Genomic DNA, 17,000 nt, shown 5'->3' with positions numbered 1-17,000 from the left:
GACGGCGGCGTGCCGCTCTCCCCGGCGACGAGAGGACCCTCCGCGTGACCGTGCCTCCTGCCCTGCTCGCGGGCGACCGCGCGCCGGAGCCCCGCACGCTGGTGGACGTCCTCGCCGCCACGACGGCCGCGCATCCCGGCGCCGCGGCGATCGACGACGGCTCCCGGGTGTGGACGTACGCGCAGGTCGGCGCCGAGGTCGAGCGTCGCGCGGAGGCGCTCGCGACGGCGGGGGTGCGGCGCGGCGACCGGGTCGGGGTGCGGGCGACGTCGGGACGAGCGGACCTGTACCTGTCGATCCTGGCGGTGCTGCGCGCGGGCGCGGCGTACGTCCCGGTCGACCGGGACGACCCGGCGGAGCGTGCGGACCTGGTGTTCGGCGAGGCGGCGGTGGTCGCCGTCGTCGGGGACGACGGCGAGATCACGCCCGGCCCGGCCTGGCAGGACGCCCCGGGGGGTGCCGCTGCGGCCCCGACCCTGGACGACGACGCCTGGATCATCTTCACCTCGGGTTCGACCGGGGTCCCGAAGGGCGTCGCGGTCACGCACCGCAACGCGGCCGCGTTCGTCGACGCCGAGGCTCGCCTGTTCCTCCAGGACGCCCCCCTGAGTCCGGGCGATCGCGTCATGGCGGGTCTGTCCGTCGCGTTCGACGCGAGCTGTGAGGAGATGTGGCTGGCGTGGCGGTACGGCGCGTGCCTGGTGCCGGCCGACCGCGCACTGGTCCGCACGGGCCTCGACCTGGGGCCGTGGGTCGCCGCGCAGGGCATCACCGCGATCTCGACGGTGCCGACCCTGGCGGGCCTGCTCCCGGCGGCGGACCTGGCGGGCGTGCGGTTGCTGATCTTCGGCGGCGAGGCCGTGCCGCCCGAGCTGGCGGCGCGGCTCGTGGCCCCGGGCCGCGAGGTGTGGAACACGTACGGTCCCACCGAGGCGACGGTCGTCGCGTGCGCGGCGCTGCTCGACGGCGTCGGCCCCGTGCGGATCGGGCTGCCGCTCGACGGGTGGGACCTCGTCGTCGTCGACGAGGCGGGCGAGCCGGTCGCGGAGGGCGCCACGGGCGAGCTCGTCATCGGCGGTGCCGGGCTGGCGCGCTACCTCGACGCGGCGAAGGACGCCGAGAAGTACGCCCCGCTGCCCGCGCTCGGGTGGGAGCGGGCGTACCGCTCGGGCGACCTCGTGGTCAACGAGGCCGCGGGCCTGCGGTTCGTGGGGCGTGCCGACGACCAGGTCAAGCTCGGGGGCGCCGCATCGAGCTGGGCGAGGTCGACGCGGCGCTGCTCGCCGACCCGCACGTGAGCGCCGCCGCCGCGGCCGTGCGGCGGACCGCGGCCGGCAACCAGATCATCGTCGGCTACGTCGTGCCGGCCGACCCGGCCGCGTTCGACACGACCGCCCTCACCACGCACCTGCGCGACGTGCTGCCCGCCGCGCTGGTGCCGCTGCTCGGGGTGGTCGAGGAGATCCCGACGCGCACGAGCGGCAAGGTCGACCGGGACGCGCTGCCGTGGCCGCTGCCCGGCACCGACGACGACGCCGCGCCCGGTCTCGGCGAGGGCACCGTCGCCTGGGTGGCGGGGCTGTGGACGCGCGTGCTGGGCGTCGCCCCGCAGGCCGCCGACGACGACTTCTTCGACCTGGGCGGCGGCAGCCTCACCGCGGCGCAGGTCGTCTCGGCCGTGCGCGAGCGCTACCCGGCGGCAACCGTCGCCGACCTGTACGCCCACCCGACGGTCGAGGACCTGGCCGCGCACCTGGAGTCCGCGTACGGCACGCCCGCGCCTGCCGAGGCACCGCCCGTCGGGGCGCCCACCCCGGCCGCGACGCAGGCGTTCCAGGTGCTCATGGTGGTGGTGCTGCGGCTGGTCGCCGGGCTGCGCTGGGCGACGTGGGCGGCCCTCGTCGTGACGCTGCTGACGCTGCTGCCCGGCGACGGCGGCCTGGGTCCGGGCCTGACCCGGCTGCTCGGCTCGCTGCCCACGGCGCCCTGGCCGTGGCTGGCGCTCGCGTGGCTGGCGTTCGTCAGCGCGCCCGGCCGCCTCGCGCTCGCCGCGGGTACCGCCCGGCTGCTGTTGCGCGGCGTCACCCCGGGCGACCACCCGCGCGGCGGCTCGGTGCACCGGCGGCTGTGGCTCGCCGAGCAGGTCGTCGAGGCGCTGGGCGGGCTGACCATCGCCGCCGCACCGCTGGTGGGCCTGTACGCCCGCGCGCTGGGCGCGACGGTGGGCCGCGGTGTCGACCTGCACACGCTGCCGCCCGTCACGGGCCTGCTGACGGTGGGCGACCGCGCCGCGATCGAGCCCGAGGTGGACCTCGCCGGGCACTGGCTCGAGGGCGACGTGCTGCACGTGGGACGCATCGTCGTCGGCCCGGACGCCATGGTGGGGGCGCGCAGCGTGCTGCTGCCGGGCGCTCGCGTGGGGCGTGGCACCGACGTCGCGGCGGGCTCCGCCGTCGTCGGGGCGACGGGCACCGACGAGTACTGGGAGGGGTCGCCGGCCACACGGCGGCGCAGCCACGTCAAGCACCCGTGGCCCGAGCGGCGCCCGCCCCGGGCGCGGCGCTGGGCGGCCGCGTATCAGGTCAGCGGGGCCGCCCTGGCGCTGCACCCGCTGGCCGCGGTGGGCGTCGGCGTGCTGGTGCTGCTGTCCGGCGCCGACGACGACGCGACGCCCGCGGCCGTGCTCAGGTCGGCGTTCGCGTGGCTCCCGGCGGCGACGCTCGCCGCGTTCGCCGCGTACGCGCTCGGCACGCTCGTGCTCGTGCGGCTGCTGAGCCTGGGGATGCACGCGGGGTTCCACCCGGTGCGCAGCCGCGTCGGATGGCAGGCGTGGTGCACCGAACGCGTCATGGACGCGGCCCGCACCGCCCTGTTCCCCCTGTACTCCAGCGTGTTCACCCCCGGGTGGCTGCGGCTCCTGGGCGCGCGGATGGGCCGCCACGTCGAGGCGTCCACGGTGGTCGGCATCCCGAAGATGATGGAGGCCTCCGACGGCGCGTTCCTCGCCGACGACACCATGGTGGCCCCGTACGAGCTGGGCGGCGGGTGGATGCGCGTCGAGCGCGCGAAGGTGGGCAGGCGCGCGTTCCTCGGCAACTCGGGCATCACCGCGCCGGGCCGCTCGGTGCCCAAGAACGGGCTCGTCGCGGTGCTGTCGGCCGCGCCGCACAAGGCGAAGAAGGGATCGTCGTGGATCGGCAGCCCGCCCGTGATGCTGCCCCGCTCGGCCGCCGGGCCCGACGACGAGGGCCTGACGTACGACCCGCCGGCGCGGCTGCTGTGGGCCCGCGGCACCGTCGAGGTGCTGCGCCTGACGGCCGTCGTCGTGGCCGCCGCGCTGGGCACCGGCGTCGTCGTCGTGCTGCTCGAGGCCGCTCGCGCCGCGGGCTGGGCGGTCGCCGCGCTCGCCACGGGCGGTGCGCTCCTCGTCGCGGGGCTGCTCGCGGCCGCGGTCACCACGGGTGTCAAGTGGCTGCTGGTCGGCAGGTTCCGGGCGACGGAGCACCCGCTGTGGAGCGGGTTCGTGTGGCGCAACGAGCTGGCCGACACGTTCACCGAGGTCGTGGCCGCGCCGTGGTTCGCCAACCATGTGCTGGGCACGCCGCTGCTCGCGGCGTGGCTGCGCAGCATGGGCGCGCACATCGGCCGGGGCGTGTGGTGCGAGACGTACTGGCTGCCCGAGGGCGACCTGGTCACGCTGGGTGACGGCACCGCCGTCGGGCGCGGCACGGTGCTCCAGACGCACCTGTTCCACGACCGCGTCATGAGCCTCGACGAGGTGACGGTCGAGGACGGCGGCACCGTCGGGCCGCACTCCGTGGTGCTGCCCGCGGCGCGGCTCGGCCGCGGGACGGTGGCCGGGCCGGCGTCGCTCGTGATGCGCGGCGAGATGCTGCCCGGCGGGTCGCGCTGGCAGGGCAATCCCGTGGTGCCGTGGACCCTCGGCGACGACCGCGCGGAGCGGTAGTGTCACCGGCCATGCCGCACCGTCGCACCACGGCCCCGGACCGCTACGTGCCCACCCATGGCACGTGCGAGCACGTGGTCGACCACTACGCCCTCGACCTGCGCTACCGCGTCGAGCCCAACCGCCTCGAGGGCACCGCGCGCCTGACGGTGCGCGCGCTGCACCCGGTCGAGGAGGTGCGGCTCGACCTGATCGGCCTGCGCGTCACGCGCGTCGAGGTGGGCGGCAAGCCGGCCAAGTTCACGCGCAAGCCCCGCTCCCTGCGGGTGCGCCTGCCGCGCCCGCTCGCCGCGGGCGCGACGACGACGCTGACCGTCGCCTACGCGGGCAACCCGAAGCCGGCGCGCGGCCCGTGGGGCGAGACCGGCTGGGAAGAGCTGCGCGCGGGTGTGCTCGTCGCCGGGCAGCCCGACGGCGCGCCCACCTGGTTCCCCTGCAACGACCACCCGGGCTACAAGGCGACGCTCGACCTGACCGTGACCACCGACGCCCCGTACACCGTGGTCGCCAACGCTCCCGTCGCGAAGGTGACGCGCCGCGCCGGGACGCGCACCTGGGTGTTCGAACGCACCGAGCCGCTGTCCACCTACCTGGCCACGGTGCAGATCGGCCGCTACGACGTCGTCCCGCTGGGCGAGCGCACGACGCCGCGGATGCAGGTCGCCCGGCCGGCCGCGCAGGCCGCGGCGGTCGCGCACGACCTCGACCGGCACGACGAGCTCGTCGGCGTGTTCGAGGAGCTGTTCGGCCCCTACCCCTTCGGCTCCTACACCGTGGTGGTCACGGCCGACGACCTCGAGATACCCCTCGAGGCCCACGGGGCGGCCGTGTTCGGCGCGAACCACCTCGACGGGACGCGCCCCGAGGACCGGCTCGTCGCCCACGAGCTCGCCCACCAGTGGTTCGGCAACTCCGTGACCGCGGCGACCTGGCGCGACATCTGGCTCCACGAGGGGTTCGCGTGCTACGCCGAGTGGCTGTGGTCGCAGGCGTCGGGCGGCCCGACGGCGGACGCGCTCGCGCGCGAGCACCACGCCCGGCTGGCGGCCCTGCCCCAGGACCTCGTCCTCGCCGACCCGACCCCCGCGCTCATGTTCGACGACCGGGTCTACAAGCGCGGGGCCCTGACCCTGCACGCGCTGCGGCTGCACGTGGGCGACGACGCGTTCTTCGACCTGCTGCGCGAGTGGACGCGGCGGTTCCGGTGGGCGACCGTGGCGACGTCGGACTTCCGGGCGCTGGTCGCGGAACGCTGCGGTCAGGCGGCCGAGGCGACGCTGACGGGGTGGCTCGACGCGGCGCCGCTGCCGGCGCTGGCCGGGCCGGCCGTCGCCCTCTGACGGCCCGGCGCTTCGGCGGGTGGCCTGCGCCGGCCCCGGGCTACGGCGCCCCGGCGAGCACGACGACGGCCGTCAGCGCCGTCGGCAGCCCGGCCCGGGTGCAGCGTCCCTCGTCCCACGCGACCGGGACGGGCGCGGCACCCGGCCCCGCCCAGCCCAGCAGCCGCGGCTCACCCGCCCCGGGCAGGCTCAGCGTGACGGCCGACGGCGGCACGTGCAGGCCGTACCCGGTCGCCTTGAGCAGCGCCTCCTTGCGCACCCAGGTGCGGGTCAGCGACTCGGCGTCGAGGGGATGCCCGGCCTCGTGCTCGGCGGGCGAGAGCAGGACTCCCGCGACCGGGTGCGCCGCGACGGCGTCGACGTCCTCGATGTCGACCCCCACCGGTCCGGTGGCTGCCACGACGGCGGTCCGCGCGGACGTGTGCGCGAGGCTGACGTGCACGCCCACGGCGAGCGCCGCCGCGACCTCCGGCTTGCCGTGCGCGTGCGAGCCGCACACCCGGCACCGCCGCACGAGGGTGACGGGCGCGTCGACGCCGACCTGCCGCAGGACGTCGGCCAGGAGCCGCGAGCGGAGCGCATCGCGGCTGGCGGCACCGCCGTCGCCGTGGGCGGTGGCGACGCGCAGGACAGGCCCGTTCACCCCTCGCCCTGGGGGGCGTGCCGGTCCAGGAACGCGTACAGGTCGGCGTCCTCGACGCCGGGGAACGCGCCGCGCGGCAGCGCGGCGAGCACCTGCTGGTGGATGCGCGCGCTGGGCCAGGCGTTCGCGGCCCAGCGGTCGGCGAGCGCGGCGGGCGGGCGCTGGCAGCAGGTGGGGTCCGGGCAGGTGGACACGCGGCGCAGGCGTGTGTCGCGTCCGCGGAACCACTTGGCGTGCGCGTAGGGAACGCCCACGGTGATGGAGAACGCGCCGACGCCGAACCCGGGGGTGTCCGCGCTGGCCGAGCCCATCTGCACCGAGCCCCAGAACGTGCCTGCGGGCGTGTCCGTGTACTGGTAGTACTCGGTGGCGCGGTCGCGGCGCTCGAACGCGGCGCGCGCGGCCCACTTGCGGCACACGAGCTGGCCCTCGATGGCTCCCGAGACGTCCTGCGGGAACGGCATGCCGTCGTTGGAGTAGCCGCGGAACAGGACGCCGTCGTCGCCCACGCGCAGGAAGTGCAGCGGCATGCCGAGGTGCGCGGTGGCGAGGTTGGTCAGGCGCATCGCGGCGGCCTCGTGCGTGACGCCGAAGGCGTCGCGGAAGTCCTCGACGGCGAGGTCCTTCTCACGCTTGCGCGCCTGGAGGAAGTCGACGGCGGCGGTGCGCGGCATGAGGCAGGCGGCGGCGAAGTAGGTGATCTCGACGCGCTGGCGCAGGAACTCGCCGTACGTGCGGGGCCGTTCGTGGCCGAGCACGCGGTGCGCGACGGCTTGCAGCGCGAGCGAGCGCAGCCCGTGACCTCCGGGGGTCGAGGCCTGCGGCAGGTAGATGCGGCCGTTCTTCAGGTCGGTGACCGTGCGCGCCGAGCGCGGCAGGTCCTGGACGTACAGGATCTCGAAGCCGAGGGTCCCGGCCAGGCGGGCGACCGTGCGGTGGGTCACCGCGCCGACGCCCGAGTAACCGGCCTGGGTGATCATCTGCTCGGCGACCACCTCGATCTCGGGGAAGTAGTTGTCGCGCTTCTGGCGTTCGAGCCGTAGCTCGGTGTTGGCGCGGCGGGCCTCCTCGGGGGTGGCGATGGCCGCCTCCTCACGACGCGTGAGCTCGGTGTGCAGGCCCACGAGCTGTTCGAGCACCGGCATGGGCAGCCGTTGCGAGGGCTTGACGACGGGCAGGCCGAGGGCGTCGAACAGGGGCCCGCGCTGGGCGCGCTCGAGCGCGATCTCGAGCGCCGAGCGCCGGTCGGGGGCCTCGGGCGCGAGCAGGTCGCCGACGTCGGCGCCGAGGGCGTCGGCCAGGGCGCGCAGGAGTGACAGGCGGGGTTCGCGCCGCCCGTTCTCGATGAGCGACAGAAGTGACGGGCCGCACCCGACGGCGGCGCCGAGCGCATCGAGCGTCAGCCCGCGGCGTGTGCGCAGGTGGCGCACGCGGCGGCCGAGCGTGAGGAGGTCGGGAGAGGCGGCGTCAGCAGGCACTCTTTCACTGTACGTCAAGATGTTTCGATCTTGACAGCGTAGGGGCTAGCAAAGACCCCCTTGATTGCGGAATCGTCGAGGGTGCCAGGTCAGAAAGAAGGAGGCACCATGCCGACCAGCATCGCCACGTCCACCACCCACGCCACCGCCGTCGTCACACCCGAGGGCGGGTCTGTCGAGGCGTGGGTCGCGGAGGTCGCCGCGCTCACCCGCCCGGACGCCATCGTCTGGTGCGACGGTTCCGACGAAGAGAAGCAGCGACTCCTGGACGGCATGGTCGAGTCCGGCACGCTCATCAAGCTCGACGAGGCCAAGCGACCCCGGTCCTACCTCGCCCGCTCGAACCCCGCCGACGTCGCACGCGTCGAGTCGCGCACGTTCATCTGCTCGGAGCGCGAGGAGGACGCCGGCCCGACCAACAACTGGCGCTCCCCCGCGGCGATGGGCAGCGAGCTGCGTGACGTCTTCGCCGGCTCGATGCGCGGCCGCACGATGTACGTGGTGCCGTTCTCGATGGGCCCCGTCGGCGGCCCCATCTCGCAGGTGGGCGTCGAGATCACCGACTCGCCCTACGTCGTCGTCTCCATGCACCTCATGACGCGCGTCTCGCGCGACGTGCTCGACCTCATCAGCGGCGGGCAGCAGTGGGTGCCGGCCGTCCACAGCGTGGGCGCGCCGCTCGCCCCGGCCGAGCAGGACGTGCCGTGGCCGTGCAACGACGACAAGTACATCGTCCACTTCCCCGAGTCGCGCGAGATCTGGTCGTACGGGTCGGGCTACGGCGGCAACGCCCTGCTCGGCAAGAAGTGCTTCGCGCTGCGCATCGCCTCGGTCATGGCCCGCGACGAGGGCTGGCTCGCCGAGCACATGCTGCTCATCAAGATCACCTCGCCGCAGCAGCGCACCTACCACCTCGCGGCCGCGTTCCCGAGCGCGTGCGGCAAGACCAACCTCGCGATGCTGCGCCCGACGATCCCCGACTGGAAGGTCGAGACGCTCGGCGACGACATCGTGTGGATGCGCCCCGGGCCCGACGGCCGGCTGCGCGCCATCAACCCCGAGGCCGGGTTCTTCGGCGTCGCCCCCGGCACCGGCGTCGACACCAACCCGACGGCGATCGCGACGCTGGGCCACGACGTCATCTTCACCAACGTCGCGCTGACCGACGACGGCGACGTGTGGTGGGAGGGCCTGACGCCCGAGGCGCCCGCGCACCTGATCGACTGGACCGGCCAGGACTGGACGCCGGCCGACGGCGCGGCGGGCCGCCCGGCCGCACACCCCAACTCGCGGTTCACCGTCGCGGCCGCCCAGTGCCCGAGCATCGCCCCCGACTGGGAGGACCCTGCGGGCGTCCCCGTCGACGCGATCGTCTTCGGCGGGCGCCGGGCCACCAACGTGCCGCTCGTCGTGCAGGCCAGCGGCTGGGACCACGGCGTGTTCCTGGGTGCCACGATCAGCTCGGAGCGCACCGCCGCCGCCGAGGGCACGGTCGGCGAGCTGCGCCGCGACCCGTTCGCCATGATGCCGTTCTGCGGCTACACCATGGCCGACCACTGGGCGCACTGGCTCGAGGTGGGCGACGGGCTCGAGGCCGAGAATCGCCCCGCCATCTTCCAGGTCAACTGGTTCCGCAAGGGCGCCGACGGCCGGTTCCTGTGGCCCGGGTTCGGCGAGAACTCGCGCGTCATCGAGTGGATCGTGCAGCAGCTCGACCGTGCGCGTGCCGTGCGCACCGACACGGGGGCGGTGCGGTCCGCGGTGGGCCTGCTGCCCGCGCCGGGAGCCCTCGACACCGAGGGCCTCGACGTGAGCGCGGACGACCTGCAGGCCCTGTTCGACGTGCCCACCGAGGCGTGGCGCACGGAGGCCGACCTCACCGAGCAGTTCTTCGACACGTTCGGCGACCGCGTGCCCCAGCGCCTGCGCGACCAGCTCGCCGACCTGCGGGAGCGGCTCGCACGCGCGGCCGGCTGAGCGCCCGGTTCCCGGGGGCCCCCGGAACCGGCGGCGGTCGTCTCGCAACGGGGCAGACGGCCTGAACACCGGAAGCCTGCGGGAGCGCTCGCTCCCGTAGGCTTCCGGCCATGGTGAACGACCTCGGCACCCCACCCACGACGGGGGCCACCCGATGAGCGCCGGCCTGCTCGGCCTGCTCGACGACGTCGCGGCGATCGCGAAGGCCGCCGCGGCCTCTCTGGACGACGTCAGCGCGGCCGCCGGCAAGGCGACCGCCAAGGCCGCCGGCGTCGTCATCGACGACACCGCGGTGACGCCGCAGTTCGTCACGGGCGTCACGCCCGACCGCGAGCTGCCGATCGTCAAGAAGATCGCGCTCGGCTCGATCCGCAACAAGCTGCTCATCATCCTGCCGGTCGCGCTGCTGCTGTCCTGGGTCGCGCCCTGGGCGCTCGCGCCGATCCTCATGCTGGGCGGCCTCTACCTGTCGTACGAGGGTGCCGAGAAGATCTGGGAGCGCGTGCGCGGGCACGACGCCGCGCACGAGCCCGGCGCCGTGAGCTCGGCGGCACCCGTCGCCGTCCAGGGCGCGAGCGCCGAGAAGACGCTGATCTCCGGGGCCGTGCGCACCGACCTCATCCTGTCGGCCGAGATCATGGTCATCTCGCTCAACGAGGTCGCCCACGAGACGTTCTGGGACCGGCTGATCATCCTCGTCGTCGTCGCGCTCGTGATCACCGTGGGCGTCTACGGCGTCGTCGGCCTCATCGTGAAGATGGACGACATCGGCCTGGCGCTGTCGCGACGGCGGTCGCCGGGCGTGCAGGCCCTGGGCCGCGCACTGGTGGTGGGCATGCCCAAGGTGCTGGGCGTCATCGCGACCGTCGGCACGGTCGCGATGCTGTGGGTCGGTGGGCACATCCTGCTCAACGGCGTCCACGAGCTCGGCTGGACGGCGCCGTTCGACGCCGTGCGGCACGTCGAGCACGCCATCGCCGACGGCGTCGCCGGGGTGGGCGGGGCGCTCGGCTGGCTGTTCGAGACGCTGTGCTCGGCCGTCGTGGGGCTGGCCGTCGGGGCCGCGGTGCTCGCCGTCGTGCACCTCCTGCCGTTCGGCCGCAAGCACGCCTCGCACGACGACGAGCCCGCACACGCATGAGCAACCCGCACGCCTCCGCCCCCGCCGCGCCGGCCGCCCCGTTCGCGCACCTCGTCTACTTCGAGCCGCGCATCGCCGGGAACACCGGGTCCGCGATCCGGCTCGCCGCCGTCACGGGCGCCCGGCTGCACCTGGTCGAGCCGCTCGGCTTCGACCTCGAGGAGTCCAAGTTGCGCCGGGCCGGGCTCGACTACCACGACCTCGCCGTGCTGGACGTGCACCCGGGCTTCCAGGCCGCGATGGACGCCCTGCCGGGCGCGCGCGTTTTCGCGTTCGAGGTAGGGGCGGCGACGTCGTACACCGACGTCGCCTACCAGCGAGGCGACGTGCTGCTCTTCGGCCCCGAGCCCACCGGGCTGCCCGACGAGGTGCTCGCGCACCCGCGCATCACCCAGCGCGTGGTGCTGCCCATGCTGCCGGGGCGCCGCTCGCTCAACCTGACCAACGCGGCGTCGATCGCGACGTACGAGGCGTGGCGGCAGCTCGGCTTTCCGGGGTCCTGAACTCTCGGCGCGCCCTCCCCTGGCCCGGACCGGCGGTCAGGTAGGCAGTCTGTCGTCTACTCGTGCGCCCGGGTGCACGAGTAGACGACAGACTGCCTACCTGACCGCACAGTGTCCGTTCAGCGCAGCAGCCACCGCGCCGCGCGCAGCAGCAGCTCCTGGTGGCCCGCCGAGTCGTACGAGCGCGCGTCGTGACCCAGCGCGCTGTAGACGGTCCGCCCGCCGTGCGCCGTGCTGACCCACAGGGCCGGGTGCGGCTCGTCGTCGTCGTGCACCCAGCCCAGAACCTGCGACGACGGCGCGACCCGGAGGCGGCAGTACCGCTCGTCGTAGGCCTCGACCGCGCCGAGACCCGCGGTGATGGGGTGCGTGCCGCCCGCGACCGTCAGCCGCATGCCCCCGATGGGCGGGTGGCCCGTGACACCCTCGACCCAGCGCCCGCCGAGCACCTCCCCGAAGCCCGGCGCGTCAGGGAACGCGAGGGCCGTCTGGTGGACGGCGAGGATCCGCCCGTCCGCGCGCGCCCACGCGTCGAGCCGTTCGTGGAAGGGCGTCCAGGCCGGGGCGTCGTCGGGATGCCCAGGCGTCGGCGCCCCCACGTTGAGCACCAGCAGGTCCACGCCGGCGACGTCGTCGAGCGCGTCGCGGAACGTCGAGCGGACCTCGACCTCGCCGAGCGCCGCGAGCACGAGCGCGAGCCGGTGCGAGGTCGCGGCGTGGTCGTGCCAGGGGTCCTCGTGGCGGCCGCGCCCGGCAAGCACGAGGATCCGCGCACGGTCCGTCATCGCCCGGCCCCGGCCTGGGCGCTGCCCGCCTCGCGCGGCCTCACCGCACGTCCTCGAGCCAGGCGCGCGGCCCGACGACGGCGACGCGCGCGCTCGCGATCCGTACCGCGCGCTCGACGGCGGCCGGCAGCGCGTCGCCCTGCGCGAGCGCGGCGGCGAGCGCACCGTGGAACGCATCGCCGGCGCCGAGCGTGTCGCGCGCCTCGACGCGCGGCGCCACGACGGCCCCGGAGTCACCGGCCGCGGTGTGCCACTCGACCGGGTCGGCCCCGTGCGTGACGACGACGGCGCGCGCACCGAGCGCGAGCGCCCCCGCCGCGGCGTCGGCGTGGCCGGGCACCCGGAAGTCGTCGCTCAGCGCGGCGACGTCGGCCACGGGCAGCAGGTCGGCGAACACGGGCCGCCACCGCCCGGCGTCGAGCACCACGCGCGGTCGCGGTGACGCCGTCGCGACCCACGCGAGCAGCGCCCGCGCGATCGCCGGGTGGTGCCCGTCGAGCAGCACGACGTCGGGGTGCGGCAGGGCGTCGAGCGCGCCCGGCGCGGGGGCCGGGGCGGCCGCGAGCGCGCCGTCGGGCGAGACGACCGACCGCTCACCGGTCGCGTCGTCGACGAGCACCGCGGACACCGCGAGCGGGAACCCGGCGTCGGCGACATCGAGGATCGCGACGTCGTGCGCCTCCAGGTCGGCGCGCGCCGCGGCGGCGACGGGCCCGGCGCCGAGCGCGCTGACCAGCACGGCCCGCACGCCGAGCGCGGCAGCGGTCACCGCGGCGTTCGCGGCGGGACCGCCCGCCGTGACGTCCTGGCGCGTCGCGGTCACCTTCTCGTTGCGCGCGGGCGCGACGGCGCGGTGGACGACGTCGAGCGTGGTCAGCCCGCCGAACCAGGACACCGCACCGGTCTCCGCCACGTCCTGTCCCCCTTTCGGGACCGCGCTCAGCGGCCCGTGCCGTCGACGGCGTACGGCTCGATCGCCGCGATCTCCTCGGCGGTGAGCGGCGCGGCCGCGAGCGCCCCGACCGTGTCCTCGAGCTGCGCCACGCTCGACGCACCCACGAGGGCCGACGTCACGCGCGGGTCGCGCAGCACCCAGGACACGGCGAGCTGGGCGAGCGTCTGGCCGCGACCCTGCGCGACGGCGTCGAGGGCGCGCGCCCGCTCCAGGTAGGTCTCGGACAGGTTGGACGCCGAGAGGAACGGCGAGTCGGGCCGGGCGGCACGCGATCCTGCGGGTGCCGCACCCGCGAGGTAGCGCCCGGTGAGCAGTCCCTGCTGCAGCGGCGAGAAGACGATCGCCCCGACGCCGAGGTCCTCGACGACGTCGAGCAGCGGCTCGGCCTGCTGACCGTCGTACGGGTCGACGACCGTCGCCTGCTCCACGTGCCGGTTGAACATCGAGTAGCTGGGCTGGTGGATGAGCAGCGGCGCGCCCAGGTCGTCGAGGAGGGCGGCGGCCTCACGCGTGCGGGCAGCGGAGTAGTTCGAGACGCCGACGTACTGCGCCTTGCCCGCGTGGACGGCAGCCGCGAGCGCCCCCATCGTCTCCTCGAGCGGGGTCGAGGGGTCGGGGCGGTGGTGGTAGAAGATGTCGACGTGGTCGAGGCCCATGCGGTCCAGCGAGGCGTCGAGCGAGCCGAGCAGGTACTTGCGGGAGCCGTGGTCGCCGTAGGGGCCGGGCAGCATGTCGTAGCCGGCCTTGGTCGAGATGACGATCTCGTCGCGGTAGGGGTGCAGGTCCTTGGCGAGGATGCGCCCGAAGTTCTCCTCGGCCGACCCGTAGGGCGGGCCGTAGTTGTTGGCCAGGTCGAAGTGCGTGATGCCGAGGTCGAACGCGCGGCGGGCGACGTCGCGCTGGGTGGCGAACGGCGTGGTGTCGCCGAAGTTGTGCCACAGGCCGAGCGACAGCGCGGGCAGGTCGATCCCCGAGCGGCCGGTGCGGCGGTAGGTCATGGATTCGTAGCGCGCCTCGTCAGCGAGGTACCGGGGTGCGGTGGGCATGTGCCCATCCTGCCCGCTGACGGCCAAGCGGCACCCCGGGCGGCGCCGCGCGTCACGTGCGGCGCGGCCCGGCGCGGTCACGTCCCCGCGCGGTCACGCCTCGGCGGGCGGGATCGGGAAGTTGCTGCGGAACACGTTGGCGGGGTCCCAGTCCCGCTTGAGCGCCCGGAGCCGGTCGAGCGTGCGCCCGGGGAACGCGTCGGCGAGGCGTTCGGGGCGGGTGTCGGTGTCGAACGACAGGTACAGCCCGTCGGCGTACGGCCCGAGCTGGGCGTCCCACAGGGGGTCGAGCCGCTCGTGCGACCCTGACATGGCGGTGAGTAGGAAGTTCTGGTGCCGGTGGGCGTACGCGGTGGCGTCGGGGGCGACGTCGTGCGCGGCCCCGCCGGTGGCGCGCACCTGGAGGAAGTACGCGTCGCCCGACCACGCGACCTTCTCGAACGCGCGCGCCACGGCGTCGTCGAGGTGGGTGACGAGCGTCGAGCGCACCGCTGGGTCTCCGCCGCCCGCGTGGTGCCGCTCGACGGGCTGGACCACGCCGCTGTACGGCAGCAGGTACGCCTGGTGCTGCAGCAGGGGGCCGGCGTCGGCGAGCGCCTCGAGCTGTGCGACGGCCGCGTCGGTGTCCGCGCCCGCCCACACCGTCATGAGCTGTGCGACCGGTGACTGCCCGCGCCGCGGCGGGGACAGGATGAGGAACGACGTGAGCTCGCGCGGCGCGGCTTCGACGGTCGCGCCCCACCGTTCCAGCAGGCCCGCGGTGTCGGTGGCGTCGAGCGTCATCTGGGAGTACACGACGTCGCCGAGCGCGCCGGCCGTCAGGTCGAACGACGTGACGACGCCGAGGTTCGCCCCGGCGCCGCGCAGCCCCCAGAACAGCTCGGGGTTCTCGTCGGCGGACGCGCGCACGATCCGCCCGTCGGCGGTGACGACGTCGGCCGCGACCACGTGGTCGATCGTCAGGCCCTGTGAGCGGCCCAGCAGGCCGATGCCGGCGGTGGTCGCGAGGCCCCCGACGCCGACGCCGCCGTAGTCGCCCGACGTGATCGCCCAGCCGTGCGGGGCCAGGGCCGCGGCGACGGCCCCCCAGGTGGCGCCGGCGCCCACGCGCACGCGTCGCGTGCGTTCGTCGAGCACCTCGATCGCGTCGAGCGCCCCCAGGTCGACGACGACGCCGCCGTCGTTGGTCGAGCGGCCGCTGATGCCGTGGCCTCCCGACCGGACCCCGAGCGGCACCCCTGCCTGGGCGCGCGCGAACCCGAGCGCCTCGGCGACCTGCTCGGCGTCGCGCGGGCGCAGCACGATGCCGGGCGCGCCCGAGCGCAGGTAGTTGTGCCGCAGGCTCGCGTAGGCGCGGTCGCCGGGCTCGACCGCGCGGTCCTGTAACGACCGGGGCACGTCGTCGTACGCGATGCCCTCGCGGCGCAGTGCGATGGCGGCGGCACCGCGCCGGGTCGCGGCGGGGGCCGTGCCGCGGGACGCGCGCTCGGCCGCGACGGCCTCGCGCACCGCGGGTGCGACCTCCTGGCCGAGGCGACGGATCGTGTCGGGGTCGTCGCCCATGACGATGAACGTGCCGACGCCGTCGTCGAGCGCGAGGCGCACGAGCTGGTCGACCCACTCGCTGGTGGTCGCGGGCGGGGCGCCGAGGTTGAGCAGGCGGCGGATCTCGGCCGGGTCGCGTCCGGCGGCGAGTGCCGCCTCGTCGATCACGGCGTTGCCGCGGGCCAGGTCGCCGTCCTTGAGGTAGGGCGCCGACGGCAGCCAGCCGTCGGCCTTGCGCGCGAGCAGCCGCAGCATGCGCGGTTTGTAGGCGCCGACCCACAGGGGGATGTCGTGCGCGGGCGCGGGACCGCGCTTGGCGCCGACGACGTGGTGGTGGTGGCCGTCGACGCGCAGCGCGCGCCGCTCGCTCGCGTCCCAGATGCCGTGGATGACGTCGATCGCCTCGCTCAGCGCGTCGACCGACTCGCCTGGCGTCAGCCGCCGGGCTCCCATGGCCTCGATCGCGTCCCAGAACCCGCCGGCGCCGATGCCGAGCGCGACGCGGCCGCCGCTGAGCAGGTCGAGCGACGCGGCGGCGCGGGCCAGCACGGCCGGCGGGCGCAGCGGCAGGTTGAGCACGTTGCCCGCGACCGTGACGCGCTCGGTCGCGGCGGCGACCCAGCTCAGCAGCGTCCACGTGTCGAGGAACGCGGGCTGGTACGGGTGGTCCTGGAACGAGACGAGGTCGAGTCCGACGTCCTCGCTGAGGCGCGCCAGGCGCACGGGCGCCTGCGGATCGGTGTTCGACGGGGTGATGAAGCTGCCGAAGGCCAGGTCGTGGCCGTAGTCCGTCATACCCGGCGTCAACCGGTGTGGTGGAACCGTTTGTTCCGGAGGGTTGCTCCGGAACTACTCGGAGGCCAGGCCGGTCTCCTCGTAGAAGCCCCAGATGTGGTCGTGGGCGAGCTTCTCGGCCGCCTGCGCCTCACCGCGCTCGACGGCGTCGAGGATGGCACGGTGCTCGGAGCACAGCCGGACGGCGGTGGTCGCCCAGGACGGCAGACGCTCGGCCCCGGCGGTGACGTAGCTGCCGACGACGGACCGCATCCCGGTGAGGATCGCCTCGACGAGCTGGTTGCCGCCGAGCTGCACGAGCCCCAGGTGGAACTGCTGGTCGAGGTGCACGAACTGGGCCGCTGAGACCTCGGGCTCGTCCATCTCCTTGAGGAGCTGGTGTGCCTCGGTCAGGTCGGTCTCGGGCTCGAACCGGGCGGCCGCCTGGCCGACGGCCCACGTCTCCAGGGCGGCACGCGTGGCGACGACGTCACGCACGGGCAGCGTGCCCGAGGCGATGTGCAGGCGTACGGCGGCGCCGAGTCCCGCAGCGGGGCGGTCGACGACGGTCGCCCCTGCCTCGGGTCCGGAGCCGACGGCGGTGCGGACGATCCCCATCGCCTCCAGCACACGCACGGCCTCCCGGACGGACGGCCGCGACACCCCCATCTGCTCCGCCAGAGCGCGCTCACCCGGCAGCCGTTCGCCGAGGGCCCACGCGCCCGTGCGGAGGTTCTCCTCGATCTGGGCCAGAACTCTCTCGTGGGTACGCATCCCCTCAGTCTAGGGCTGTGGACGGACCACAGGCGAGAACACGACGTGACGTGAGCATCGGACGCCGCGATT

General features: G+C 75.1%; 11 protein-coding genes and 1 pseudogene. 5 read left to right on the top strand and 7 right to left on the bottom strand.

Translation table 11 applies throughout. The annotated features are described in order from the left end of the window. Positions 1 to 50: 50 nt before the first annotated feature. Positions 51 to 3,967 (top strand): annotated as a pseudogene (locus ET495_RS14965) (Pls/PosA family non-ribosomal peptide synthetase). A gap of 11 nt (positions 3,968 to 3,978) precedes the next feature. Further along, the gene (locus tag ET495_RS14960; protein ID WP_129205444.1) at positions 3,979 to 5,307 is read left to right on the top strand and encodes a M1 family metallopeptidase; all 1,329 of its coding nucleotides are present in this window, start codon (positions 3,979 to 3,981) and stop codon (positions 5,305 to 5,307) included. A gap of 40 nt (positions 5,308 to 5,347) precedes the next feature. On the opposite strand, the gene ET495_RS14955 is transcribed toward ET495_RS14960, so the two are convergent. After that, the gene (locus ET495_RS14955; RefSeq protein WP_162616505.1) at positions 5,348 to 5,950 is read right to left on the bottom strand and encodes a 4'-phosphopantetheinyl transferase family protein; all 603 of its coding nucleotides are present in this window, start codon (positions 5,948 to 5,950) and stop codon (positions 5,348 to 5,350) included. Continuing rightward, the gene (locus tag ET495_RS14950; RefSeq protein WP_129205442.1) at positions 5,947 to 7,428 is read right to left on the bottom strand and encodes an XRE family transcriptional regulator; all 1,482 of its coding nucleotides are present in this window, start codon (positions 7,426 to 7,428) and stop codon (positions 5,947 to 5,949) included. The genes ET495_RS14955 and ET495_RS14950 overlap by 4 nt, the downstream gene beginning before the upstream one ends. Before the next feature lie 108 nt (positions 7,429 to 7,536). Here ET495_RS14950 and ET495_RS14945 point away from each other — a divergent pair, with 108 nt between their 5' ends. The 3 genes from ET495_RS14945 (at position 7,537) to ET495_RS14935 (ending at position 11,049) form a co-directional block, all read left to right on the top strand. After that, the gene (locus tag ET495_RS14945) at positions 7,537 to 9,405 is read left to right on the top strand and encodes a phosphoenolpyruvate carboxykinase (GTP) (RefSeq protein ID WP_129205441.1); all 1,869 of its coding nucleotides are present in this window, start codon (positions 7,537 to 7,539) and stop codon (positions 9,403 to 9,405) included. Between the two features lie 154 nt (positions 9,406 to 9,559). Beyond that, positions 9,560 to 10,546: a DUF808 domain-containing protein gene (locus tag ET495_RS14940; RefSeq protein ID WP_129205440.1), complete on the top strand. Its 987-nt coding sequence runs from the start codon at positions 9,560 to 9,562 to the stop codon at positions 10,544 to 10,546. Then, complete coding sequence (locus tag ET495_RS14935; RefSeq protein ID WP_129205439.1) at positions 10,543 to 11,049, top strand: tRNA (cytidine(34)-2'-O)-methyltransferase; 507 nt, start codon at positions 10,543 to 10,545, stop codon at positions 11,047 to 11,049. Before ET495_RS14940 ends, ET495_RS14935 begins: the two co-directional genes overlap by 4 nt. Positions 11,050 to 11,168: 119 nt before the next feature. Here the strand turns inward: ET495_RS14935 and ET495_RS14930 are convergent, their stop codons facing one another. The 5 genes from ET495_RS14930 to ET495_RS14910 all read right to left on the bottom strand — a co-directional run bounded on the left by ET495_RS14930 (position 11,169) and on the right by ET495_RS14910 (position 16,928). Beyond that, positions 11,169 to 11,834 (bottom strand): ThuA domain-containing protein, encoded by a 666-nt coding sequence (locus ET495_RS14930; protein ID WP_129205438.1) that lies wholly within the window; start codon positions 11,832 to 11,834, stop codon positions 11,169 to 11,171. Positions 11,835 to 11,874: 40 nt separating this feature from the next. After that, positions 11,875 to 12,747 carry a PfkB family carbohydrate kinase gene (locus ET495_RS14925; protein ID WP_129205437.1) on the bottom strand — a complete coding sequence of 291 codons (873 nt, stop codon included), beginning with the start codon at positions 12,745 to 12,747 and terminating at the stop codon, positions 11,875 to 11,877. Positions 12,748 to 12,773: 26 nt separating this feature from the next. Further along, a complete protein-coding gene (locus tag ET495_RS14920; protein WP_129205436.1) occupies positions 12,774 to 13,835 on the bottom strand; it encodes an aldo/keto reductase in 1,062 nt (353 codons plus the stop codon). Positions 13,836 to 13,928: 93 nt separating this feature from the next. After that, positions 13,929 to 16,175 (bottom strand): LLM class flavin-dependent oxidoreductase, encoded by a 2,247-nt coding sequence (locus ET495_RS14915; RefSeq protein WP_129205435.1) that lies wholly within the window; start codon positions 16,173 to 16,175, stop codon positions 13,929 to 13,931. Positions 16,176 to 16,229: 54 nt separating this feature from the next. Beyond that, positions 16,230 to 16,928 (bottom strand): FadR/GntR family transcriptional regulator, encoded by a 699-nt coding sequence (locus ET495_RS14910; protein WP_129205434.1) that lies wholly within the window; start codon positions 16,926 to 16,928, stop codon positions 16,230 to 16,232. Positions 16,929 to 17,000: the final 72 nt, after the last annotated feature.

This window comes from Xylanimonas allomyrinae (assembly GCF_004135345.1).
Classification (GTDB): Bacteria; Actinomycetota; Actinomycetes; order Actinomycetales; family Cellulomonadaceae; genus Xylanimonas; species Xylanimonas allomyrinae.
This window is presented reverse-complemented; position numbering and strand designations above follow the sequence as displayed.

Bases quoted from the DNA above. Each gene is read 5' to 3' on its own strand.
- ET495_RS14935 (WP_129205439.1), top strand. From the start codon at position 10,543: ATGAGCAACCCGCACGCCTCCGCCCCCGCCGCGCCGGCCGCCCCGTTC.
- ET495_RS14940 (WP_129205440.1), top strand. From the start codon at position 9,560: ATGAGCGCCGGCCTGCTCGGCCTGCTCGACGACGTCGCGGCGATCGCG.
- ET495_RS14910 (WP_129205434.1), bottom strand. From the start codon at position 16,928: ATGCGTACCCACGAGAGAGTTCTGGCCCAGATCGAGGAGAACCTCCGC.
- ET495_RS14960 (WP_129205444.1), top strand. From the start codon at position 3,979: ATGCCGCACCGTCGCACCACGGCCCCGGACCGCTACGTGCCCACCCAT.
- ET495_RS14945 (WP_129205441.1), top strand. From the start codon at position 7,537: ATGCCGACCAGCATCGCCACGTCCACCACCCACGCCACCGCCGTCGTC.
- ET495_RS14930 (WP_129205438.1), bottom strand. From the start codon at position 11,834: ATGACGGACCGTGCGCGGATCCTCGTGCTTGCCGGGCGCGGCCGCCAC.
- ET495_RS14920 (WP_129205436.1), bottom strand. From the start codon at position 13,835: ATGCCCACCGCACCCCGGTACCTCGCTGACGAGGCGCGCTACGAATCC.
- ET495_RS14915 (WP_129205435.1), bottom strand. From the start codon at position 16,175: ATGACGGACTACGGCCACGACCTGGCCTTCGGCAGCTTCATCACCCCG.